Below are 21779 nucleotides of genomic sequence, written 5' to 3' on the forward strand. Positions count from 1 at the left end.
GAGAATATCACCACCTGGGCATGGTAGCCCAAGAGCAACGGCAGTTTGATGTGGCAGTTGATTATTACAACAAGGCGCTGAAGATATATGAAGATGCTGGGGATTTGTACAGTGCTACTAGAGAATATCACCACCTGGGCATGGTAGCCCAAGAGCAACGGCAGTTTGATGTGGCTGTTGATTACTACAATAAGGCGCTGAAGATAAAAGAAGATGCCGGGGATTTGTACAATGCTGCTAAAGAATATCACCACCTGGGCATGGTAGCCCAATAGCAACGGCAGTTTGATGTGGCTATTGATTATTACAACAAGGCGCTGAAGATATATGAAGATGCTGGGGATTTGTACAGTGCTACTAGAGAATATCACCACCTGGGCATGGTAGCCCAAGAGCAACGGCAGTTTGATGTGGCTGTTGATTACTACAATAAGGCGCTGAAGATAAAAGAAGATGCCGGGGATTTGTACAATGCTGCTAAAGAATATCACCACCTGGGCATGGTAGCCCAAGAGCAACGGCAGTTTGATTTGGTAATTAACTATTATCAAAAAGCCTGGGAAATTTTTGAGCAATTCCGTGATTGGTATTGGGCTTCAGCAACATTGGCTAAATGGGGAAGGGCTTTAGAAGCTCAAGAAAATTACGCTGAGGCTTTGCAAATTTACATTCGTGTTTTAGCCATTGACCTAGAGCATAACAAAGATTTGATTGATTATTATATTGATGCTTTAGCCCGTATGCTCAAGCAATTAGGTGAAAGGCAGTTTCAAACCATTTGGCGCCAGGCAAAAGGTGAAGAGTGCGCTGGAGAGGTGCGTGAGGCAATTTGGATAGCGCGAGATAGGCTAGAAACAGAGTCGTAGGGTGCAGTGCAAGATTTATTGCCAACGTCAAATCATTCATAAGTTTTATTTAAGCATTGCTTGCGATCGCACGCAGCGCACTACCCTAAAGAGCGATCGCATAAGCTTTTGTCAAAAAGTTGTAATGTTAAGGCTTAATGTCGTAACCTTAAGCCTTAATCTTATGATGCTGGTGATTAATGTTGTAATGTTAAGGCTTAATGTCGTAACGTTAAGACTTAATGTTGTAATGTTGGTGACGACAAGACATTCACTTATAACTGCGATCGTTGATTCAAGAACTAATAAATTCTCTCTAGGTAATTTTCTAGGAGATATCGATTCTGGTAAATAGAATGTAGGTTGGGTTGAGGGACGAAACCCAACTCCTCAAAGTCTTGTAATTGTTGGATTTCACTCTGTTCAAACGCAACTTCACTCAAGTCTGGAAACCCGCCCACATGAGTGGCTCCCCAACCTACGCATCTGTTTTCTTTTTTTCTGGAATTGGTATTAATCACAACAAGGTAGTTATTCAGAAGTGCGATATCTACGGCGGGCTACGCCTACGCAATATTTATGCAGTGTTCTATCCTAGAAACAAAAAGGGCAAAACTATGCAAGCCTACAAGCTCAACGCCACAATTGATGAATCAGGTCATTTAATTATTGACGAACCTCTAAATATTGCTCCTGGAAAAGTGGAAGTGATTATTTTGCAGCCAGTTCCATCCTTGGAAACTTCTACTGAGTCACAGCCAGAAAAGTCGAGAAGAAAGTCTAAAGTCAAAGCATTTGAAGGTTTATTTGAAAATGCCCCACCAACACCACCAGACTTTGACCCAGACCAAGCCAGATGGGAAGCTTTAAAGGAGAAACATAATCTGTGAAAATCTTGTTAGATACCAACATCATTGTAGATGATGCCCTTGAACGTGAACCTTTCCTAGACACAAGCGAACAAGTGTTGGTACTAATTGAGCAAGGACAAGTAGAAGGTTATATTTCCGCCTCAACTTTTAGTGAATTGTATTACATTATCCGTAGGGCAAGAGGTCGAGAGTGGACACTTACTTATTTAAAGCAGTTGGTCAACTTTTGTCGTATCGCCACTATAGAAGATAGTACTGCAATCAACATGGCACTAAACCTTAACTTTAGAGATTTTGAAGACGCTATTCAATACAGCAGTGCGGTACTCAATCACTTCGATGCTATTATTACTCGCAATCCTAGAGATTTTCAAGTTGCTACTCCCAGAATTATCACACCTGAAGAGTTGATTCAGGAACTAACAAATACTCCATAAATAATTAAGTCAAATATATATGAATGCCCAATTAACCTCTGTCGAAATCCAAGAACTTCGGCAACTTCTTCAAAACGACACCCCAGCGCAACAAGCACTTACTACCCTACAGCACCACAACGGGAATCTAGAAGCAAGTTTTGATGCACTCTGGCAAGAGAAAGTCGGCAAAACAGATTATAGTAGGGGCAAAAAATCTCTTTTGCAGCTGACTCTCAACGAAATCCGCGCGGAAATCTGTGGTGATGATGGTTTCCGGGGCAAAATCAAAGAATACACCAATAACCCTGGTAGTAGTTCTCTGCTCAATAGTATCATTGGCTCACTGGTTGCCGTTGCAGCAGTGCATGGAATACCGATTGATGCTGCGATCGCCACAATTGTCGTGTTATATATTTTGAAAATTGGGATAAACGTTTTATGCAAATATACTGAGCCAGACAGTGAAGGAAAGCAAGGGAAAAATAATAACTCCTAACTCTTGTACAGACGCGATTAATCGCGTCTCTCCCAACTTTCTTATGTCCCCGGTAAATTTCGCAACCGCTCATCCAAATGACTATGGTCTGCCAAAACTTTTAACAACGGCCCATGTGAGGTAAATTCTACAATACTGACCGAAGCAACAGGACATCCCAAACGAAAACGGAAGCGTCCCACATCAATCCCTAGTAAACTACACAGCATAATTCTGATAGTTGCCTTATGTGAAACAACTAAAACATTACCACTACTGTAATTTTGTTTAATTTCTTCAATTACCTGCAAGGCGCGAGAAGCAATTGTAACCCCCATTTCTCCACCATTTGGCGCATTCCAAGCGGGATCTGCTGACCAGCGAATATAATCATCGTGATATTCACGACTAATTACTTCTGGAGTTTTTCCTTCCCACAAGCCATAGTTAATTTCCTTCAAACCATCCCTAAGTTGTGGTTCTATTCCTATTGCTTCATACAAAGGTTTTGCTGTCAATACAGTTCGCTGCATTGGACTACAAAATATTGCTGTCCAATCCATAGAACTATATATGTCTGCAAAAGCCTTTGCCATCTCCAAGCCTTCTGGAGTAAGTTCTGAATTTATAGAACCGCAAAAGGAATTATTGCGGCTGCATTCTGTCTGTCCGTGACGGAGGAAATAAAGAGTTAGGTTCACGGTACGTTCTCATCGATTGTGAATTTAAGAGCGCTAACAATCAGATGTAGCTGAAGATAGTTAATGCCTGTGGTATATTACTACAATTTTTGATATTTGAAATGATTTTCAGATTGAGCAAAGTTGTCATAGCTACGATCGTCATAGACAGGTTTGCAACGGAAAATTATTTTAAAGGAGGTTGGGGTATCTGAGTGCGTAAGTTTTAACTTTAGAATATGATCCGGTTTAGTTAAAAGTGATTGATCTTTCCAGAAGCGATAAATCGCGTCTCTACATCAGGTTTTTATTGCTCATTCTGAACTCTATTGCTTTATAGTTATAATAATTATAAAAATAAATTAAAAATAAATTAAGCATAAACAAACATAGAGACGTAATTAATTACGTCTCTATAAAATTTTTGCCAATCAAGCTAGCCCTTTACTTTTAAAGCTTGCTAAGAAAAGAATAAGGGTACATAGCATTGAATATTTAACGTTTCATAATTTTTTATTGCAAAAATGGAATCCATCCCATTTATATCCCTAAAGTTTCTGCAAAAAAAACTATAAATTGTTAGTCAATGGTTTTCTTGACATTATCTTTGACATCTTCAATGCCGTGACGTACTTCGCTTTCGGCTTGCTTTGCTTTACCTTCGGCTTTGTCTTCTGGATCTCCAGTGACATTTCCTAATGCTTCTTGGGCTTTACCTTCAACATTTTTAGCAGCAGCCTTTGCGCGATCTTCTATGCTCATTTTGATACTCCTTATTCAATTAAAAATTAATTTCAAAGCTATAAACTAACTTTGAAACTCTTTGTTATTACCTTTAGATAGTAACTTAAAATTTTTGCTAGAGCCTTCCACCACAAGGCAGATTCAATAATTCGGAATTCGGAATTGGTAATTCGTAATTAATAAAGTTAGTTGTAGTAAGCGTTCTGGCTGTTGGTTGAATATAAAATGAAGTGAGAATAGTTTAGTTACCTATGCTAAAAGACATAGAACAAATATTACAGATGGTAATTTTTACTTTTTAAATAAAAAACCCAGTTTCATATAAAACTGGGTTAATAAAGTTATGGGGGTGTTTTATGTTTAATCTAGAAAACCCATTAGGCTTTCAGAATTGTCAACCTCATTTGATGCTATCGGACGGTTCCCAAATGTTGAATAGCTTTCATCAATTACCAATAAACTTGAGCCAATTGGACGAATCCCAGAGAGATTCATACTTTCAACAACTTGGAATGTATTAGCGCCAATTGGACGAATACCCATTGAGTTATAGGTTTCAACTACTTCCAAGCTACTGGTGCTAACGGGACGCACCCCAGCAATTGAGAGGTGTTCAGCAACTTCTAAGTCGCTAGCGCCTATAGGACGAATTCCAGAAATGGCGAGTGTTCCAGAAGCTCCTACTGGCAGTTCATTAACTTCCTCGACTTTATCTGCATTCAAGCTCTGCTCTTGTTTATTTTCAACTTCCTCTGTAGACTTGGCATACTTTTGCCGAGAACTGGTTGCTTTGCCAGCGTTGCTAATAGTCATAAACGAAAACCTCTGGTTTGTTAATTGAATTTTACAATAATTAAGGAAAGATGAAATTTTTCCCATATACCTTAGAGTTTAACCTTAAAAAACCTCATATAGATATAAGAATCTTTAAAACTAATACATAAGTAAATTGAAAGCAATAATTTTTGTAAATAATTATTACTATTTGTTTGATCTAATAAGCCAGCTACAATAGATACAGGGCGGAATCGTCACCATGAGATAGGGTATTTACAGCAAAACTGTATGACAGAATTTTGTCTTCAAGCTCCCTTTAGTCCCACAGGCGATCAACCACAAGCGATCGCACAACTAACTGCTAGCATCCAATCAGGCAATCATTACCAAACTTTACTAGGAGCCACTGGAACTGGTAAGACATTTTCGGTAGCAGCAGTTATTGAGAAAATTGGCAAGCCTACTTTAGTATTGGCGCATAACAAAACCCTGGCTGCACAGCTTTGTAACGAGTTGCGGGATTTCTTTCCCAACAATGCAGTCGAGTACTTTGTCAGCTACTACGATTATTATCAGCCAGAAGCGTATATTCCCGTCACCGATACTTATATTGAAAAAACGGCGGCGATTAATGATGAAATTGATATGTTGCGGCATTCAGCGACGCGATCGCTTTTTGAACGCCGTGATGTCATTGTCGTTGCTTCCATCAGTTGCATCTACGGTTTGGGGATGCCGGCAGAATATCTGAAAGCTGCCATCCCTCTTCAGATAGGTATGGAAGTAAATCAACGCCAAATTTTACGCGATTTGGCAAATGTTCAATATAGCCGCAACGACATCGAAATGGGGCGGGGAAAATTTCGCGTCCGGGGTGATGTCTTAGAAATTGGCCCAGCTTATGAAGACCGAATTATTCGTGTCGAATTCTTTGGTGATGAAATTGACGCAATTCGCTACATTGACCCAGTAACAGGGGAAATTCTCAAAAGTTTAGAAGCGGTAAATATTTACCCTGCACGTCACTTTGTCACCCCAGAAGAACGCTTAGAAGTAGCCTGTAATGACATTGCAGCCGAGTTAAAACAGCAAAAACTAGACTTAGAAGAAGCTGGGAAACTATTAGAAGCGCAACGCATAGATCAACGTACACGCTATGACTTGGAAATGCTCCGCGAAGTAGGTTATTGTAACGGCGTTGAAAACTATTCCCGTCACTTAGCAGGAAGACAAGCTGGAGAACCACCAGAATGTTTAATTGATTATTTTCCTAAAGATTGGCTGTTAGTTATCGACGAATCTCACGTTACCGTGCCTCAAATTCGCGGTATGTATAACGGCGATCAAGCGAGAAAAAAAGTTTTAATCGATCATGGATTTCGTCTTCCTAGCGCTGCTGATAACCGTCCTTTGAAAGCCGAGGAATTTTGGCAAAAAGTAAATCAGTGTATTTTTGTTTCGGCAACTCCCGGAAATTGGGAATTAGAAGTTTCTGAAGACCATGTAGTTGAACAAGTAATTCGGCCAACAGGGGTGATTGATCCAGAAATTTCCGTGCGTCCCACAGAAGGACAAATTGATGATTTGTTGGGAGAAATTAAAGATAGAGCCGATCGCCATGAACGAGTGTTGATTACCACATTAACCAAACGTATGGCGGAAGATTTAACCGAATATTTGCAAGACCACGGTATAAGGGTAAGGTATTTACATTCCGAGATTACTTCTATTGAGCGCATTGAGATTTTGCAGAACTTGCGCGAGGGTAAATTTGATGTTTTGGTTGGTGTGAATTTGCTGCGGGAAGGTTTGGATTTACCCGAAGTTTCCTTAGTAGCAATTATGGATGCAGATAAAGAAGGTTTCTTGCGAACCGAGCGTTCCTTAATTCAAACTATTGGTAGAGCCGCGCGTCACGTCCAGGGACAAGCAATTTTGTATGCTGATAATCTGACAGGTAGCATGATTAAAGCTATTGATGAAACAGACAGGCGGCGTGGTATTCAAACAGCACATAATCGACTGCATGGGATTACACCACAACCAATTGTGAAAAAATCAAGTAATGCGATTTTGGCTTTTTTAGATGTATCTCGACGGTTAAATGCAACTGATTTGAAAGTTGTAGATGAACATCTAGATGAATTGCCATTAGAAGAGATTCCCCAATTGATTACTCTGTTAGAAGCGCAGATGAAAGAAGCGGCGAAGAAACTAGAATTTGAAGAGGCGGCAAAATTGCGCGATCGCATTAAACATCTGCGGGATAAAATGCTGGGACGTTAACGTGAATCTTATGCTAATTAGCGTTCAACTTGCTAGCAAGAAGCGATAATGGATAAGATGCCATTTACGTTTTAAGAGTGTGGTAGCTATGACTGAGTTACTTGAGCGTGCGTAGGCGTAGCCCGCCGCAGGCATCGCTGCTCGTCTCCTTGCTGAGAGAGAGTATGAGCAAAGATGGAAGGCTCAGTTTGAGTCTACAACAGATGCTCAGTGGGATCGTCTAGCTAATATGGTACGGCAAGAAATTGCTGCTGGTGACATCACTCCTCTAGCTGACGTTTTTCCCTCTGAGCAATGAAGTCAAGTGTTATGAAGGTATTTCGCAAGAAACTCGATCGGCGGCTTCCTGCATTAGTTCAAGAGTAAGCTACCAAAGACCATAGGCTTTGGCGTTCAGACCTTTACCATAATAGTTTTCAGTTAGGATTGCTATATTTAATTACGAATTACGTTTAGCCAGAGGTGTGGTTCAACTCCACCGTTAGGCTGATGCATCATCTTTAAAATTAGTCTCATTTTCAATTAATTCAAAAAATTGCGAAATCTGTTCAGTCGATCGAATGTGATAAACACTTTTAGTGCTTTGAGCCTGCTCGATATACTCACGATATTTTGGGGTCAAATATTTGTGACATAACCAAAGCACGCGGTAGCTACTAAGCGAACTCTTAAATATTGGACTCTTTTGGGGCCAGCCTTCTGGCGGTTTAAAGCGACCTGTGATTAGTCGTTTAGTCACCCACCATAAATGCACATATAGCGGTAAATCAACAAAAATTAGAGTATCCGCCTTGTTCAGTCGTAGCCAGAGGGTTTCCATGCAACCAAACCCGTCAATAATCCAACGGTCAGTAACCAAAATTTTCTCATGGGTGTGTTTATATTCTTCCTGTGGAACCTCAATGCCGCCTGATTGATATTTAATCTTGTCTAAGACGTGAAGTGGTAAACCAGTGATGTCCGATAATCTTTTGCTTAGAGTTGATTTACCGCCTCCAGCATTGCCAAACACCGCTACTTTTTTCATCGCTACTTTCCTTTTAGTGCAATTAAGTCACTTACTAGACTAGTACCGCAAGGCGGAAGTCAAAAGTCAAAAGTCAAAAATCAAAAGAATTGTATTTCAGCTTTTACACCATTTGAAATGATATGTTTATTTACGCCGTGCTGTACTAGATTGAGGTATGAAACGAAACCCAACAATCCCAATCCTTTGAATGCCCAAGAAACCCTTGCACCCGACAGACACGCTAGCTTCATTTATATTTTATCTGTCGCCAGTAAAGCTAGCCGTTGTTCTACCTACAAAGCATAAAAATTTATATTAAAACGCGGTCTAACAATGCGTTGGAGCCTACCGCCGCTGATTTAAGCTGTTAATGACTTGCATAAGCGATCGCCTAATTTGCTCCTATCTGAAAAGCACATACCACTTCTAACAACCATAATCACCTACAATTGCGATTCTTGTACAGTGTGCGTAGGCGTAGCCCGTCGTAGACATCGCCCATTCGTACCCGACAAGTGTAGTTTGAAACCGAAGCTACCGAAAAATAAAATCCCTTCCAGAAATTCCCCTAAAATTACAAGCAGGAGAACCTCTCAGGAGAAATCATGGCTATTGATGCAGAAATTTTACAAACACTAAATCAAATGCCAGAGCTACTTAAACAAGAACTCTTGCATGATGCCAAATATTTAGTTGAGAATTATTCAAAGGCTGTTTCTCAGGAAAGTTTACTACAAAAAAAGCGTCGATATGGCATCTTAAAAGGAACTTTTGTTTTACCTTTGCCTGATGACTTTGATGAACCTCTGGAAGTTTTTAAGGAATATATGGAATGAGTGGTTTTTTTAGAAACTCATGCCTTTATCTGGTTAACTGAAAATGACTCTAGCCTTCGAGATAACTTGAGGATAACGATCAATACCACAGATATCGTTTATCTCAGCATTGCTAGTCTTTGGGAAATTGCCATCAAGTTGAACCTTGGCAAATTATCGCTTCAACGCAGCTATGAAACGATAGGTTCTGCGATCGACACTTCAGATATTCTCATGCTTCCGATATCTTTTGCCGATACGGTTCAAGTTCGGAATCTCCCGCTACATCATGGCGATCCATTTGACCGAATGTTGATTGCACAGGCAAGAAATCACTCTTTAATTATCATTAGCAAAGATAAAAAATTCGATGCTTATTCTGTTCAGAGGATGTGGGAATAGTTATACCAAAAGAGAACGCTCTTTTTTCGCTATCCTAGAAAAGTTAATCATTCCCTAATCGCGCCGATGATTGCTTTACCCGATCGCATTTTGATGAATGCAGAGGAATATCTGGTTTGGGAACCCACCCAAGAGGAACGCTACGAGTATTGGGATGGCGAAGTTGTGATGATGAGTGGTGCTACACGCAACCATAATCGGATTTCTCTGAATTTCTCGAAGCTTCTAGATGATGCTCTAGCCGATAGCACCTGTGAAGTATACATTGTAGATGTGAAAGTGCAGGTAGAACCGGGGCAAAAGTATTTTTATCCAGATGTGGTGGTGACTTGCGATCCGCGCGATCGCGATCCACAATTGGTACAATTTCCCTGCTTAATTATCGAAGTGCTATCACCTTCAACAGAAGCAGCCGATAGGGGGAAAAAGTTCGCCAAATATCGCCAATCTCCAACCTTGCAAGAATATGTCTTAGTACAAGTAGCTCAACCGATTGTAGAAGTGTTTCGGCGCAACGAACAGGGTAAATGGGTGCTGTCAGAGTATAATTTGGATGAAATATTGCGACTGGAATCTGTAGATGTAGAAATTGCGATCGCCCATTTGTACCGCCAAGTGCAGTTTGAAACCGAAGCAACCGAAAATTGAATAGATGAACGATGAGGATGCGTAGACGCGCAACGGCTTGTCGTTAGACAGCTACCCCTGATTTGAGTCGTTAGCTGGCTGAGGTTGTCTATGAAGTCATTTTCGCAGATTGATTTTGGGTTGGAGTCAACATCATTCAAACCAAGCAATCAGCAAAATACAATGGGCTGAACTTGCTGAGGCGATCGCATTCAACATTTGCAAGATAAAATGCTGGGACGCTAAACCTAATTAGCGCACCACTAACTTATTCTGTGAACCAGCTTCCTGAATTACATACTTGTTGCTTGTAAAGACCTGAATACCCGGAACAACACTATAATCAATGTCATCTGTGATAACTTTAATTTGTCCTGCTCCTGCTCTACTAATCGCTTCTAGGAGCAGTAAGTCATAGCCATCAACAGCTTGAGTTTTGAATCGGTTGAGCGCTGCATCAGTTGTTGCATCATCTACTGTTAGATCAATAGGAACAGCGATCGCCTTAACCCGACGCCAAGTAAACTGAACTTCAGCAACAATATTTGCCCGTTCTATTGGGTCATTATGCCGATATTCTTTGATTGGTAGCCACCCATGAGATTGGATATAAATCTCATATTCGGTTTTCTTAATGATATGAGCAAGCTCTGCTAAAGTAAGCCCAGAGTAGGTTAGAGTAGCTCCGTTTGAAAGTGCTTGGTTGAGATAGTTGGGATAATTGTTGAGTTGGTAAGATTTAGCGCTAGACGCAGCATTTGCATAAGCGTACCAAAACCAGACGTTTGTATCTACGAAGAAAATATCACCTTGCTGTGAAGTATCAGTTCTGATGTTAATGACATCAGCTTGGATCTTGAGGTTAATCTCCATACTCAAGGAGTTACAGCTATATTTGTGATCACTGTATCCACAGCAGTACGATATTTTTCATCAGAGTAATATCGTTTGGCATTAGCCATTACATGTTCCAGAACATCCCACCCATCAGCGTTGAGAGAAGTGAATTCAACTAGCTGGTTGAGTTTCTCTGCTGGAATGTCCTTCAACAATTGACCAAAGGCGAAGTTCACGAATGGAGACGCAAAAACTTTCACGCCTGTAAAATCCAACTCTACAGGTTCGCCAGCTAGCAAAAGTGGATGAATCTGGTCATATAGTTTCTGTCCACCATCAGCAGTAATGGCATATTCTTCAACAATATCGTAAATTTTGTATACCATTTCTCCATCTCCGGCTCTCTAGAATATTTGCTTCTTGAGTTGAGGAACTTCAGAAGCTAGACAGTAACAGGACTCATCATATCGAAGGGCAATATTAACTAATGTCTCCGAAAAACTAGTACATTTGTTTTTATATATAATTTTATTATCCTCTATAGTGACGTACCCATCATTACTGAAAATCATCAAATTTCCATGATTTTTCTTGACAAATTCTTATAGTAAATGGAAATTCGCAATAGTTAAAATTAACTGTAACTTTTAAGTCGTCTTTAGGAAGTTGCGTAATGTCATACCAGTCTCTAAAGAGTCTATCAACAAAACGAGGATGGTCGTAGATTGTGCGTACATAGAGAATTGGGGGCTGAGTCTTGGTAAGTAAGAGCAAGGCAACTCCAAATGGTTTTTATTCTCTATAATTGTGAGTAATTTATATCAATAATACCCCAAGCTCAAAAAGGCATCCTCTAAGAAATTAATACTCGACTATATCCAGCCTCGCAATTTTTTATGTACCTGCGCCAAATACCACATATAATCATCAATTTTGTAATTATCAGCAGCTTTCACTATATACTCCTGAGCTAAATCAAGATTATTTTCAACTTCGTAATATAATCCCAAGTAAAGATGACTGTAAAAATTTCCCTTTATTCCTTCTGATTGACCAATAATTAAAACATCATCTGGTTTACAATTTTCTGCATACAAATCATATACACGCTGCATAATACGTCGAGGATCATTTTTTACAGTTAGTAAACAATTACGCGCCTCTTTAATACCTAACGAACGAGCTATGCACAGATATCGCCATACTGTTTCTTCTACATCTTGAGCATTTACAGTCAAATCTATTTCAAATTGTTCAGCGCCCTCAACAAATCTTTGTGCATAATAGTACGATAATCCACGTTGCCAGAGATAGGGTTTAATACGGATATCCAATTGCTCTGCCGTGTCGAAATCTTGAATAGATTCATCAATCTTGGCCAGTTGAAAGTTAACCATGCCTCGGCGAATGTAAGCATTAGGATTTTTCGGCTGATTGCGAATGGTTTCGTTCCACTGTTGGAGTTGATTTTCCAGAGATTTTGAAAAAAACATGAGTAGCCAAGGCTATAGGAGGATTAACTAGCATATATCATCCTATGAAACTTCTTAGATGAACAAAATCAGCACTATAGTCAAGCTGCTTTCTTCTCTAACTGGAAAATTATGGCATAACGCTTATTGCCTTCAGTGAATCCTACAATAAATCTCAAATATCAAACTGAAATCCATCCACGAGGTAGAAGAAACTACTTACAAAATTCCGTATTGTAGAATTGCTCTCTTAAAATCAGGAAAAAACGCTCGTGGTTCCCATTAGAGATAATAATCCGACAAAAATCACGCCTTATGTAACTTATGGACTGATTGCTGCCAATGTCCTCGCTTTTCTTTATGAAGCAAATCTTCCCCCACAAGCATTAAATGGATTTTTACATCTTGCGGCTGTTGTTCCACGAGAACTCACTTTAAGCTTTGCTGGTATATCTGTACATCAACCAGTGCCAGAGTGGGCAACTTTGATTACTTCGCAATTTTTGCATGGTGGTTTCTTGCACTTAGCCGGGAATATGTTGTTTCTCTGGATTTTTGGCAACAACGTTGAAGATAAGTTAGGTCATGCTAAATATTTACTGTTTTATTTATCTTGCGGTATTTTGGCATCGTTGACCCAGTGGTTCTTCGCTCAAGATTCTAGCATTCCGTCTTTGGGTGCAAGTGGTGCGATCGCAGGGATTCTGGGTGCATACATTCTCCGCTTTCCCAACGCTGAAGTTCTCGGCGTTGTACCTTTAGGGTTTTTCTTCCCAACTTTCCGTGTCCCCGCATATTTCTTTTTAGGATTCTGGTTTCTCGAACAAGCCTTTTACGGACTTGCCAGCCTGGAAACACCTACCAACATCGGTATGGAAAACGGCGGTATTGCCTACTGGGCCCATGCAGGCGGGTTTATCTTTGGGGCAATTCTCGGCCCACTGTTGGGTTTATTTAGCGATAAATCCCAGGAAGAATCTTGGTACAAGTAATTTTTCAAAATATCGTTGTTACCCTCAATTATACTGATTGATTTAATAGGTGAAATTGTTTAACCTTCGCAACTGCTAGCCTTACAAGCTATATTGCAGTTAGTCAATAATTTAGGAAAAACACCTGTGTTTCCCCTTTACGATGAAAATCCGACGCGAATCACCCCGTATTTCACCTACGGGTTAATTGGTATGAATATTTTAGTTTTTATTCACGAGGTGAGTCTGTCACATGCACAATTGAGTCAGTTTTTAGGTGAGTATGCGGTAGTGCCTCAACAGTTAACCACCAATTTAAGTGGAGAGTGGATAACATTATTTACGTCACAATTCTTACACGGCGGTTGGTGGCATTTAATCTCGAATATGGTATTTCTCTGGGTTTTTGGCAACAATATTGAAGATCGATTGGGTCATGCCAAATATCTGATTTTTTATTTGGCGTGTGGTGCTTTAGCTGCCTTATGCCAATGGTTTATTGGGATGAATTCTGAGATTCCTTCATTGGGGGCAAGTGGTGCAATTTCTGGGGTTTTGGGTGCATATATTATCCGCTTTCCACACGCTCAAGTCATGACTTTAATATTTTTGGGGATTTTCATCACCACAATCAGAGTTCCAGCACTAATAATAATTGGACTTTTCATTGTGCAAAATGTAATATCCGGTCTTGCGACCCTACAAACAGCCGCTAACATGACTGTAGAAACTGGTGGAGTCGCTTACTGGGCACATATCGGTGGTTTTGTTTTTGGCGTAATTCTCGCTCCCCTATTTGGCTTGTTTCGGCGCGACTAAATACAGTATTTCCTAAAAATTGTAGCGAAAAAATTGCTACCTCTCACTGCTCTGCGTATCCTCTGCATTTGAAAACTATTAGTTTTTGTTAGCACTCGCTGAAACTTCTTCAGATGAAAATGTTGATGATTTTGCAACTTCTTCAGGTACAGAAACGATGATATCAGCACCATTAATAATTGCTCCCAATAACCCCAGTTCAGATTCAACCAATTGATCGATAGCTTCAGCTAACATATTCTCTTGCGTATAGTTTGGTCGCGCCACTAGTACGATCCCATCGCTATAGGGTTGAATTAATAAAGGGTCATTGGATATGCTGAGAGGACTAGTATCTAAAATAACTAAATCAAACCGTTCGCGGACATCTTCTATCAGCCGCCGCATTTCGCTGGATTCAAGAATAGCAGCGGATTGCCGCACTGGGCCAGGACTGGGAAGAATGTATAAATTTGCAACATCAGGAACTAAACGAATACATTCACTCAAATTAGCGTAATAACGCAGGGGTTCAATAGTGGCCTCAGGGTCAGGAATTACTTTTAAAGATGTACAACGGGAAGGCGATCGCAAATCTGTTTCGATAATCAAGGTTCTTTTACCAGCACGGGCGGAAGCGATACCCAAATTATAAGCACTTGCCGTTTTACCCTCTAGGCTACTGGTGCTAGTAATCAATACTACCTTTAAGTTTTTACCACCAATCCGGCGCATATTACTACGGAATTTCTCATAAAATTCTAAATAAGGAGAATCTTGGGAAAATACCACCGGCACAGCATCTGGCTCCAAATCATCAACTGGCATTAAAGGCAATTCTCCCAACAGTGCCACTTCTCGTTGCTTGAGGCTCTCGCGGATATCCTCCCTGGTTTTGAAAGTCCCTTCCAGCGCTCCTAACAAAAATATCACCCCGCCACCAACCAACACACCTAATAAACCGCCCACAGCAAGGGTAATCGGTACACTCTTCGGAGGTTTGGGATCGACAGTGACTGCGGGGCGTCTAGCAATGCTGAGGCTGCTAGTAGTTTCTGCCTCTGCGGTTTTCGCATCGGTCAACTTCGCCTGCATTTGGTCATAGATGGCTTTTTTGAGTCCAACCTCCTGTTCTAAACGCGATCGCTCTAATTGCTTATTAGGTATCAGAGAATACTCTCGCCGTAATCGCGCTTCTTGTTGGATTTCTTGAGCTAGTTGTTGTTGCAGTGTCTCCCGTTGGGTTTGTAAAGCCACCATTTGGTTTGCCAATTGCTGGCGTGTTGGATCTAAGCTGCTTTGAGTGCGAATACCTGCAACGCTACCCTGAAGCGGAGCTGCCGTTCCATCACCACCTAACACCTCAGCAGCACGTTGTTGTAGTAATTCCTCAGCAGCTTGTTTCTGACGCATTAACTGCACCATCGTTGGATGTTCCGGCCGCAAATCTTTTCTGAGTACAGCGATTTGCGATTCACTTTGATAAATTTGTGATCGTAAGTTACCAATAATTGGATCGGCACTCAAAGCAGAAGAAACATAAGCTTGTCCGACTGTTAAGCCTAACTTATTTTGTAAACTGCGAACTTGAGCATCAACCCCAGAAATAGTTAATTGAATTTGCCGTTGTAAATTTTGGCTGGCAGTAATGGCGCTTAACAAGCTGCCATTCTCAGCTGCTAATATTGCTGTTCGCTCTATGCGATCGTACTGTTCCAGCTTCTTTTCAGCAATTTGCAATTCCCGTTTAGCTTGTGGTGTGCGATCGTTAATCTTTTGAATAATTGCTTGTAATCGCCCAGTATTGATGTCACTACTCAACTTGATCATTGCTTGCATCAATTCCGTCAAGACCTGTATAGCTCGTTTAGCGTCAGTATCTACATATTTCAGTTCAAAGAAAGGAGATTCTAATTCTCCACTCTTTACGTTTTTTTTAGGTAGAGAAAGGGCAAGACTTGCACCGAGCTGTTTCGGTTGGACACCGGCTTTCTCTGCGACGCCTGCAATTATCTGGTTTGATAGTAAAACATCCTCATTCAGTTCCTTTCCTTGCTGTTGGATTTCATTACCAGTTGTAGAGAAAGAAACTGGTGGGCCACTGTAACTAAGTGCCCCAGATGCTATATAGCTAGTAGGTGGATCTGGTTGCATAGCCACCACAGTTGACCCTGCAATAACTAAAGCAAAACTAGCTAGTCCAATCCATTTATATTTATCAAAAGCAATCAGATAGCGTTTAACAATTGGTGGGGTCATGGTCGCTTCGCTCCAATTCAAAATTTAAAATACAAAATTCAAAATTTAGGAAGCACCAAACAAAGATAGTGGCTTTGATACAAGGGCGCTATCAACTTCCTAATGTATATATCGGTTGATATCTTTAAAATTTTTCCATTAATAAATTCAAAGATTGTTTGGAGATGTGGCTTCCTAAGCTCCAAACTATTTTCAGCTTGCATCCTTTTTTTTTATGTTAATAATTTCGTCCACCACCGACGTTATCAAAAAACCGGAGAAAGGATTGAACATTGAAAAAAGGTTGGGTAATGGTGGTCAGGAAATTAGTAATTTTACCAATGAGATTCCGACCAACAACAATAACATCATTATCTTGAAGTGCCACATTTTGAGACGCATCACCGCCTAGAGCTTTTTTAGCATCAAGTTTTTGGGTAACAGCTCTGCCTCGTTCCGAATCAAAACGAACCAGAGCGATATCTCTCAAATTAGCAGTGTCTAGATTTACTCCTCCCAAAGCATCAACAAATGTACTGCCGTTAGGCAGTGCTTGAATGGAAAGACCTCCCGCAGCATAGTTTAAAACTCGCACTCTAATCTGTGGTGTGGCCAAAGATGAACGTGCTACTAAATTGCGGTCATAACCGTCCTCATTACCGACTTCACGACGGGGCACGAGTATCGCATCTCCATCTTGTAAGCGTAAATTCGGGATTGAACCACCATTTTGCAGTGCTGCATATAAATCAATAGTTTGTGAAATTACAGAACCATCGATTAACTTCCGGCGTACTTGCACCTGTCGCAGGTCTGCATTCAACGTTGAACCACCAGATATTAGCAAAGCATCAGCAACGCGGGGTGTTGGTGAATTAATTGGATAAATTCCTGGTCGAAATATTTCCCCGCTAATGGTAACTTGAACTGGTCGCGTTCCTGCTAAGGATACTACCACGATTGGATCTGGGAAAAAGCGACTCAAGCCCAAGCGAATTTTTTCTTGAGCTTCTTCCAAGGTTAAACCTCTTAATGACACCGTTCCCACTTGCGGCACGACGATGTTACCTTCTGGACTAATTACAGCTTGAAAACTGAGGTCTTGACGCTGCGTTGCTAAGGCTAAAACTATTACTGGATCAACCACATAACGATTTAAACCCAAGCGAATTTTTTCTTGAGCTTCTTCCAAAGTTAAACCTTGTAAGAAAACTGTTCCCAGTAATGGCACTACAATATTACCTTCTGGGTTGATTAAAGCTTGAAAGCTCAAATCTGGAAAGCGCTGAACCGAAACGCTAATTCCATCTCCTATGCCTAAGCGGTATGGGCCGGGAGGACGCTGAAGCACAACACCAATTGCATCTCCTGGCCCCAAGAGGTAGCGACTGAGTTGTGGAGAAATTTCTTCATTCGTAGCTGGAGGTATAACCTCAGTACCTGGCAAAGGCGAAGGGAATAGCTTTGGTGATTGTCCTTGAGATGGAAAAGGCTGGGCAACAACAAGTTGGATAGGTGTTGTTAAAAAAACTCCTACTTGAAGACTGACAAAACACAAGGCGCTGAATCCACGCATATAATAACTGGCATCTATGAGCATCGGTGCAGAAAATATTTATATAGAAATTAGTAGCGCCGAGTGGTTATTTTACTCTAAAAATGTCTTAGATGTCTCTTTTATCTACAAGTATTTACCAAGAGAAAGAGAATAACTTTGCTAAATTTAATTTCTAACTTCATATTGTCAACATCTTTTAGGTGAGTTTTAGCCTGAACACAATTTATAGAGATACTTTTGATGAATCTTTGCACAAGTGCATCGATAACAGACTCTACAAAGGGCCTGCCATTAATGCAGCTTGTACTGTTTCTCCAATAGACTGCGCTAAAGACCAAGATGTTTCTACCTGCCCCAAAGGTTCCATTGGAATCAGAATGCTCACGCCAACCCAAGGAATACGTTGCTTGCGCCACTGTGCCAGTTGATCCGCCAAGAACCAGTGAAAAGGTGATGGATTTCCGCCGTCTGGCATCGCATACCATTGCAAAACAGCGAAGGTTTGCTGTGGTGTGGAGGCGCGAAAAAACCTAGCTTCTACTTTAGTTTCAACATTAGAAGCCAACTTTGCAGATGGTTTGACAGTAAATTCCGCAGAACGAGATTGAGCTACATCCCATTTTCCCCAGCGTGACCTTCCCCAGCCGTTAACGTCTGTCCACTCTACCTCTGGTTGATCCATAGGGCCATTTTGCGGCAACAAAAGCAGGATTGCTTGGGATTCGGAACCTTCTTTTTTAATTACCTGCAAAGACCAATTATGTTCGCCAATTTGCTGTTCTGCTTGTTCAATGGTTTGCCAACCAGGAAGGGTTAACCCAGTCTTGCGGATCTGCTTTAATTCGTGGAGGGTAGGAACAGGGGGCGGCTGTTTCCATTGCCAGTGTCCTGTCAGATATCCGGGAACCCCTGCCATTGCAAGCAGCACTAGCAATAACAAAAGTGCTGCTACCTGAGTCAATTGGTTTTCCTTGAAAAATTTAGAGAAGGAAATCATCAGTAAAATTTGCAATACTTAGGCAAAATTTTACTTTATAAAATCACATTATGAGTTCAGTAATATTTAGGACTTACGTATAAGTGATGAAAGATTAAGGCAGTTGCGAGTGGGGAGTAGAGGAGATGAGGGAGCAGGGGGAGCAAGGGGAGATGAGGGAGTGAGGGAGAAGAATTAATAACTAATGCCCAATGCCTCTAACTTTCTGCTTCTTGCTCAGTTTCTAGAGATGCTGAAAAATAACTATTAATCCAATTCAGTAAGGGCACTAGTGACACCAGCATACAAGCAGAGTAGAGATCGCCACCCCAACCCTCATGTAGCCATTTAAAAGCCGCTTCTTGACCCGTGCCGTGAAAGAAAGTCAGTAAAGTATTACGAATGATATTGGCAGTAATACTAACGATCGCAGCAAGAGATAAAAACGATATAGTTGTCCGCCGTGAAGACAAAGCATCTGTCCAATAAAGCAGCATCAAGCCAACATAGAGAGTTGTAAACAACATTTTCAGCCCTGCACAATAGGGAGCAACTTCTACAATCCGTCCTCCCACGTAAAGATTTATCTCATCTACGGTTACTTCCATACCAAATTGATTCAGTATGAAGCCTGCTGTGCCAGCGATGAAGCTTTGCAGAGGCATGGTATAGGGAGCAATGAGATAGGGTAATGCTGTTGGGGTGGCTAAAAATACTAGTAGTAGGGGGAATCCTTGTAATCGCAAACCTGCTATTCCCTTAAACCACAAGCATAATCCGACTAATATCACGGGCAAGGAAAGGTTAACCCACTCTGTAACACCGCTAAGATAAAAAATTGCCCCTAATAATAATAAAACAGCGCCCAAAGGATTGATGGTATCTGGCAAACGTCTCCACTTTTTCCGGTTTATCCAGCCCAGATAAGTCGCAAATGGTAGACCAATAATCCCGTGGCTAAAATATTCGTGTTCTGTACTGATATTTTTGTGCAGCCAACCATCCAACCAGTGTAGCAATATCGGAGCATAAAGCAGCAGCAAAACGCCTAAAATAGCTATATTTAACAAGCCTGATGCGTTTATATTTTTAACCTGTTGCTGGAGTGCCATGATTTTCAGTAATTCAAAAACTTTGGTTATTAGTCATTGGTCATTGGTCATTAGTCATTAGTCATTGGTCATTTGCAAAAGATAAATGACAAAGAACAAAGGACAAATGTCTAATTGTTAGATGCACATTAAGTATGAATTAACTTCAGGCTACCACGCTGCCAAGGTCAGCAGGAGATAAATTGTCTGCCTGATAACTCGTTGAGACTGCATTGGCGATCGCTGCTACAACTTCTTTAACTTGGCTACTACTCAAACCAGGATACATCGGTAATGATAATATTTGCTTTGACAACTTTTCTGAAGAAGGAAAATCTCCTGCTTGATAGCCTAAGTTGGTGAATGCTGGCTGGAGATGACAAGGAATTGGGTAGTGAATACCAGTTTGAATTCCCGCAGCTGTGAGTTTTTCCTGGAGTTGCTGGCGTTCTATTGGGCAAGAATCATCTACTTTAATCACATAAAGATGATAGACGTGTCCTGTATCACTTTGGTTTTCTATAGGGATAATCCCAGCAGTTGTTAAGGATGCTAGTTCACGATCATACTGCTGGGCAATAGTCAGGCGATCGCGATTCCACTGGGACAAATATGGGAGTTTTTTGTGCAAAATTGCTGCTTGCAAAGTATCCAAGCGGCTATTCGTACCCGGTTCAGTATGAAAATACTTTTGCGATGCACCATAATTTCGCAAGCGCAGCATTTTCTGGGCTACCTCTGAATCTCGTGTCAGCAGCATTCCCCCATCCCCAAATGCTCCCAAATTTTTGCTGGGATAGAAACTAAAAGCTGCTGCTATTCCTATTGAACCAGCGTAATATCCGTCTCTTTGGGCGAGATGTGCTTGGGCGGCATCTTCAAAAATTAGGAGTTTGTAGGTATCGGCAAAGTTTATTAGCTCGCGTGGTGATACCATCTGACCATAGAGATGCACAGGGATAATTGCTTTGGTTTGAGGTGTAATTGCTTTTGCTGCGGCTTCTAAGTCAATTAAAGCAGTTTGGCGATCGCAATCTACCAAAATTGGCTTGGCGCCAGCACGTAGTACCCCAATTAAGGTGGCGACAAAAGTATTTGCGGGTAAAATCACTTCATCGCCAGCACCAATATTACACGCTTGTAATCCCAGAGCGATCGCATCTGTTCCTGAGGCCACACCAACTCCATAAGCTGTACCAGATACTGCCGCAAATTCTGCTTCAAAATCTGAAAGTGCTTGCCCTAAAATAAAATCTCCCCGTTCCAATACAGATTGGATTGCATTTTGCAATTGCGTTTGAATTGGTTCGTGTTGTAACTTTAGGTCTACAAAAGGAACTTTAATAGTCATTTTATTCATTACTAGTCGTCCTCAAAAAATGTTTCCTCACATGGAAAAGATAGAAACCCTTGTACAATTTTTGGCATAAAATTGTAATAGATTTAATCTATTGGATAAAGGCTTAGATCAACTATTTAGTCGGTTATGGATAATTCAAAATTATGCCCTCTTAATTTGAACGCTCAAAGTTGCCATCAGACTTCTCTGAAGCCCTCACTCCAACTTCTCTCAAAATTCAAAAAGCTTATAAACTGAGCTTTTCACTAATTTGGTAGCTTGCTAACCCTTAGCGATATGGTTGGATTATTTATGTCATCCTGCACTAGGATTATCATCTCTAAGTGCTAGCTGTTATCAGTAAAATAGCTATATTGTATTACGCCAACATATAATTTTTTAAGTAAATTTACTTTGAATATTCCAGTACAAATTTTCCCTCATATACATAAAGAATGACAGCCCCTTTGTATTGTATCCTTAGCATTAGCTTACCCTGGCTAAATCTAAATCTAACGCAGTCTGATTGCAAAATCTCAAGCAATAAA

At 40.7% G+C, this 21779-nt stretch carries 23 protein-coding genes and 1 pseudogene; 12 read left to right on the forward strand and 12 right to left on the reverse strand.

Annotated features, from left to right (window positions below; all coding sequences use genetic code 11):
- From ACFE93_RS09655 to ACFE93_RS09675, 5 genes and pseudogenes are all read left to right on the forward strand, one after another.
- The coding region (locus ACFE93_RS09655) for a tetratricopeptide repeat protein (RefSeq protein WP_375473089.1) at positions 1–275 on the forward strand (275 nt) is incomplete at its 5' end.
- A 12-nt stretch (positions 276–287) separates the two neighbouring features.
- Positions 288–866, forward strand: a pseudogene (locus tag ACFE93_RS09660) (tetratricopeptide repeat protein); the annotation flags it as partial.
- Between the two features lie 383 nt (positions 867–1249).
- On the forward strand, positions 1250–1735 hold the full coding sequence (locus ACFE93_RS09665; protein WP_375473090.1) for a hypothetical protein: 486 nt from the start codon (positions 1250–1252) through the stop codon (positions 1733–1735).
- The gene (locus tag ACFE93_RS09670) at positions 1732–2154 is read left to right on the forward strand and encodes a type II toxin-antitoxin system VapC family toxin (RefSeq protein WP_375473091.1); all 423 of its coding nucleotides are present in this window, start codon (positions 1732–1734) and stop codon (positions 2152–2154) included. The genes ACFE93_RS09665 and ACFE93_RS09670 overlap by 4 nt, the downstream gene beginning before the upstream one ends.
- Before the next feature lie 19 nt (positions 2155–2173).
- Positions 2174–2632 carry a hypothetical protein gene (locus ACFE93_RS09675; protein WP_375473092.1) on the forward strand — a complete coding sequence of 153 codons (459 nt, stop codon included), beginning with the start codon at positions 2174–2176 and terminating at the stop codon, positions 2630–2632.
- Positions 2633–2673: 41 nt separating this feature from the next.
- Here the strand turns inward: ACFE93_RS09675 and ACFE93_RS09680 are convergent, their stop codons facing one another.
- From ACFE93_RS09680 to ACFE93_RS09690, 3 genes are all read right to left on the reverse strand, one after another.
- A complete protein-coding gene (locus ACFE93_RS09680; protein WP_375473093.1) occupies positions 2674–3312 on the reverse strand; it encodes a histidine phosphatase family protein in 639 nt (212 codons plus the stop codon).
- Positions 3313–3870: 558 nt separating this feature from the next.
- On the reverse strand, positions 3871–4053 hold the full coding sequence (locus ACFE93_RS09685; protein ID WP_375473094.1) for a CsbD family protein: 183 nt from the start codon (positions 4051–4053) through the stop codon (positions 3871–3873).
- 342 nt (positions 4054–4395) lie between these two features.
- Positions 4396–4848 (reverse strand): hypothetical protein, encoded by a 453-nt coding sequence (locus ACFE93_RS09690; RefSeq protein WP_375473095.1) that lies wholly within the window; start codon positions 4846–4848, stop codon positions 4396–4398.
- 252 nt (positions 4849–5100) lie between these two features.
- On the opposite strand from ACFE93_RS09690, the gene uvrB reads away from it, so the two are divergent.
- Positions 5101–7098: an excinuclease ABC subunit UvrB gene (gene uvrB, locus ACFE93_RS09695; RefSeq protein WP_375473096.1), complete on the forward strand. Its 1998-nt coding sequence runs from the start codon at positions 5101–5103 to the stop codon at positions 7096–7098.
- A gap of 481 nt (positions 7099–7579) precedes the next feature.
- Here uvrB and ACFE93_RS09700 read toward each other — a convergent pair whose 3' ends face one another.
- Positions 7580–8125 (reverse strand): adenylate kinase, encoded by a 546-nt coding sequence (locus tag ACFE93_RS09700; RefSeq protein WP_375473097.1) that lies wholly within the window; start codon positions 8123–8125, stop codon positions 7580–7582.
- A 117-nt stretch (positions 8126–8242) separates the two neighbouring features.
- Between ACFE93_RS09700 and ACFE93_RS09705 the strand changes: the two genes are divergently transcribed.
- The 4 genes from ACFE93_RS09705 (at position 8243) to ACFE93_RS09720 (ending at position 9972) form a co-directional block, all read left to right on the forward strand.
- Positions 8243–8413 carry a hypothetical protein gene (locus tag ACFE93_RS09705; RefSeq protein WP_375473098.1) on the forward strand — a complete coding sequence of 57 codons (171 nt, stop codon included), beginning with the start codon at positions 8243–8245 and terminating at the stop codon, positions 8411–8413.
- Positions 8414–8712: 299 nt separating this feature from the next.
- Positions 8713–8943, forward strand: coding sequence for a DUF2281 domain-containing protein (locus tag ACFE93_RS09710; RefSeq protein WP_375473099.1), 231 nt, complete (start codon positions 8713–8715; stop codon positions 8941–8943).
- Positions 8944–9324, forward strand: a complete 381-nt coding sequence (locus tag ACFE93_RS09715; protein ID WP_375473100.1) for a type II toxin-antitoxin system VapC family toxin — start codon at positions 8944–8946, stop codon at positions 9322–9324. It abuts the gene before it with no gap.
- Positions 9325–9390: 66 nt separating this feature from the next.
- Entirely contained in the window at positions 9391–9972 is a 582-nt protein-coding gene (locus ACFE93_RS09720) for a Uma2 family endonuclease (protein WP_375473101.1), read from the forward strand.
- 231 nt (positions 9973–10203) lie between these two features.
- Here the strand turns inward: ACFE93_RS09720 and ACFE93_RS09725 are convergent, their stop codons facing one another.
- From ACFE93_RS09725 to ACFE93_RS09735, 3 genes are all read right to left on the reverse strand, one after another.
- Positions 10204–10824: a hypothetical protein gene (locus ACFE93_RS09725; RefSeq protein WP_375473102.1), complete on the reverse strand. Its 621-nt coding sequence runs from the start codon at positions 10822–10824 to the stop codon at positions 10204–10206.
- A 2-nt stretch (positions 10825–10826) separates the two neighbouring features.
- Positions 10827–11174, reverse strand: a complete 348-nt coding sequence (locus ACFE93_RS09730) for an STAS-like domain-containing protein (RefSeq protein ID WP_375473103.1) — start codon at positions 11172–11174, stop codon at positions 10827–10829.
- Positions 11175–11660: 486 nt separating this feature from the next.
- Positions 11661–12281, reverse strand: a complete 621-nt coding sequence (locus ACFE93_RS09735) for a tetratricopeptide repeat protein (RefSeq protein WP_375473104.1) — start codon at positions 12279–12281, stop codon at positions 11661–11663.
- A 251-nt stretch (positions 12282–12532) separates the two neighbouring features.
- On the opposite strand from ACFE93_RS09735, the gene ACFE93_RS09740 reads away from it, so the two are divergent.
- Together ACFE93_RS09740 and ACFE93_RS09745 are read left to right on the forward strand one after the other, a co-directional pair.
- Positions 12533–13252, forward strand: a complete 720-nt coding sequence (locus ACFE93_RS09740) for a rhomboid family intramembrane serine protease (RefSeq protein ID WP_375473105.1) — start codon at positions 12533–12535, stop codon at positions 13250–13252.
- A gap of 126 nt (positions 13253–13378) precedes the next feature.
- Complete coding sequence (locus ACFE93_RS09745; RefSeq protein WP_375473106.1) at positions 13379–14050, forward strand: rhomboid family intramembrane serine protease; 672 nt, start codon at positions 13379–13381, stop codon at positions 14048–14050.
- Between the two features lie 78 nt (positions 14051–14128).
- Here ACFE93_RS09745 and ACFE93_RS09750 read toward each other — a convergent pair whose 3' ends face one another.
- From ACFE93_RS09750 to ACFE93_RS09770, 5 genes are all read right to left on the reverse strand, one after another.
- On the reverse strand, positions 14129–16288 hold the full coding sequence (locus ACFE93_RS09750; RefSeq protein ID WP_375473107.1) for a GumC family protein: 2160 nt from the start codon (positions 16286–16288) through the stop codon (positions 14129–14131).
- A 217-nt stretch (positions 16289–16505) separates the two neighbouring features.
- On the reverse strand, positions 16506–17867 hold the full coding sequence (locus ACFE93_RS09755) for a polysaccharide biosynthesis/export family protein (RefSeq protein ID WP_375473108.1): 1362 nt from the start codon (positions 17865–17867) through the stop codon (positions 16506–16508).
- A 232-nt stretch (positions 17868–18099) separates the two neighbouring features.
- Positions 18100–18822 carry a cyanoexosortase B system-associated protein gene (locus ACFE93_RS09760; protein ID WP_375473109.1) on the reverse strand — a complete coding sequence of 241 codons (723 nt, stop codon included), beginning with the start codon at positions 18820–18822 and terminating at the stop codon, positions 18100–18102.
- 197 nt (positions 18823–19019) lie between these two features.
- Positions 19020–19913 carry a cyanoexosortase B gene (crtB, locus tag ACFE93_RS09765; RefSeq protein WP_375473110.1) on the reverse strand — a complete coding sequence of 298 codons (894 nt, stop codon included), beginning with the start codon at positions 19911–19913 and terminating at the stop codon, positions 19020–19022.
- A gap of 145 nt (positions 19914–20058) precedes the next feature.
- Positions 20059–21243, reverse strand: coding sequence for a DegT/DnrJ/EryC1/StrS family aminotransferase (locus tag ACFE93_RS09770; RefSeq protein ID WP_375473136.1), 1185 nt, complete (start codon positions 21241–21243; stop codon positions 20059–20061).
- Positions 21244–21779 lie beyond the last annotated feature (536 nt).

It is taken from the genome of uncultured Nostoc sp., from assembly GCF_964247315.1.
GTDB lineage: Bacteria > Cyanobacteriota > Cyanobacteriia > Cyanobacteriales > Nostocaceae > Nostoc.

Excerpts from the sequence above, each read along its gene's own strand:
- ACFE93_RS09725 (WP_375473102.1), bottom strand. The coding sequence starts at position 10,824 with ATGGAGATTAACCTCAAGATCCAAGCTGATGTCATTAACATCAGAACT.
- ACFE93_RS09690 (WP_375473095.1), bottom strand. The coding sequence starts at position 4,848 with ATGACTATTAGCAACGCTGGCAAAGCAACCAGTTCTCGGCAAAAGTAT.
- ACFE93_RS09730 (WP_375473103.1), bottom strand. The coding sequence starts at position 11,174 with ATGGTATACAAAATTTACGATATTGTTGAAGAATATGCCATTACTGCT.
- uvrB (WP_375473096.1), top strand. The coding sequence starts at position 5,101 with ATGACAGAATTTTGTCTTCAAGCTCCCTTTAGTCCCACAGGCGATCAA.
- ACFE93_RS09705 (WP_375473098.1), top strand. The coding sequence starts at position 8,243 with ATGATATGTTTATTTACGCCGTGCTGTACTAGATTGAGGTATGAAACG.
- ACFE93_RS09760 (WP_375473109.1), bottom strand. The coding sequence starts at position 18,822 with ATGATTTCCTTCTCTAAATTTTTCAAGGAAAACCAATTGACTCAGGTA.
- ACFE93_RS09720 (WP_375473101.1), top strand. The coding sequence starts at position 9,391 with ATGATTGCTTTACCCGATCGCATTTTGATGAATGCAGAGGAATATCTG.
- ACFE93_RS09735 (WP_375473104.1), bottom strand. The coding sequence starts at position 12,281 with ATGTTTTTTTCAAAATCTCTGGAAAATCAACTCCAACAGTGGAACGAA.
- ACFE93_RS09710 (WP_375473099.1), top strand. The coding sequence starts at position 8,713 with ATGGCTATTGATGCAGAAATTTTACAAACACTAAATCAAATGCCAGAG.
- ACFE93_RS09770 (WP_375473136.1), bottom strand. The coding sequence starts at position 21,243 with ATGACTATTAAAGTTCCTTTTGTAGACCTAAAGTTACAACACGAACCA.
- ACFE93_RS09675 (WP_375473092.1), top strand. The coding sequence starts at position 2,174 with ATGAATGCCCAATTAACCTCTGTCGAAATCCAAGAACTTCGGCAACTT.
- ACFE93_RS09685 (WP_375473094.1), bottom strand. The coding sequence starts at position 4,053 with ATGAGCATAGAAGATCGCGCAAAGGCTGCTGCTAAAAATGTTGAAGGT.
- ACFE93_RS09700 (WP_375473097.1), bottom strand. The coding sequence starts at position 8,125 with ATGAAAAAAGTAGCGGTGTTTGGCAATGCTGGAGGCGGTAAATCAACT.
- ACFE93_RS09750 (WP_375473107.1), bottom strand. The coding sequence starts at position 16,288 with ATGACCCCACCAATTGTTAAACGCTATCTGATTGCTTTTGATAAATAT.
- ACFE93_RS09755 (WP_375473108.1), bottom strand. The coding sequence starts at position 17,867 with ATGCTCATAGATGCCAGTTATTATATGCGTGGATTCAGCGCCTTGTGT.
- crtB (WP_375473110.1), bottom strand. The coding sequence starts at position 19,913 with ATGGCACTCCAGCAACAGGTTAAAAATATAAACGCATCAGGCTTGTTA.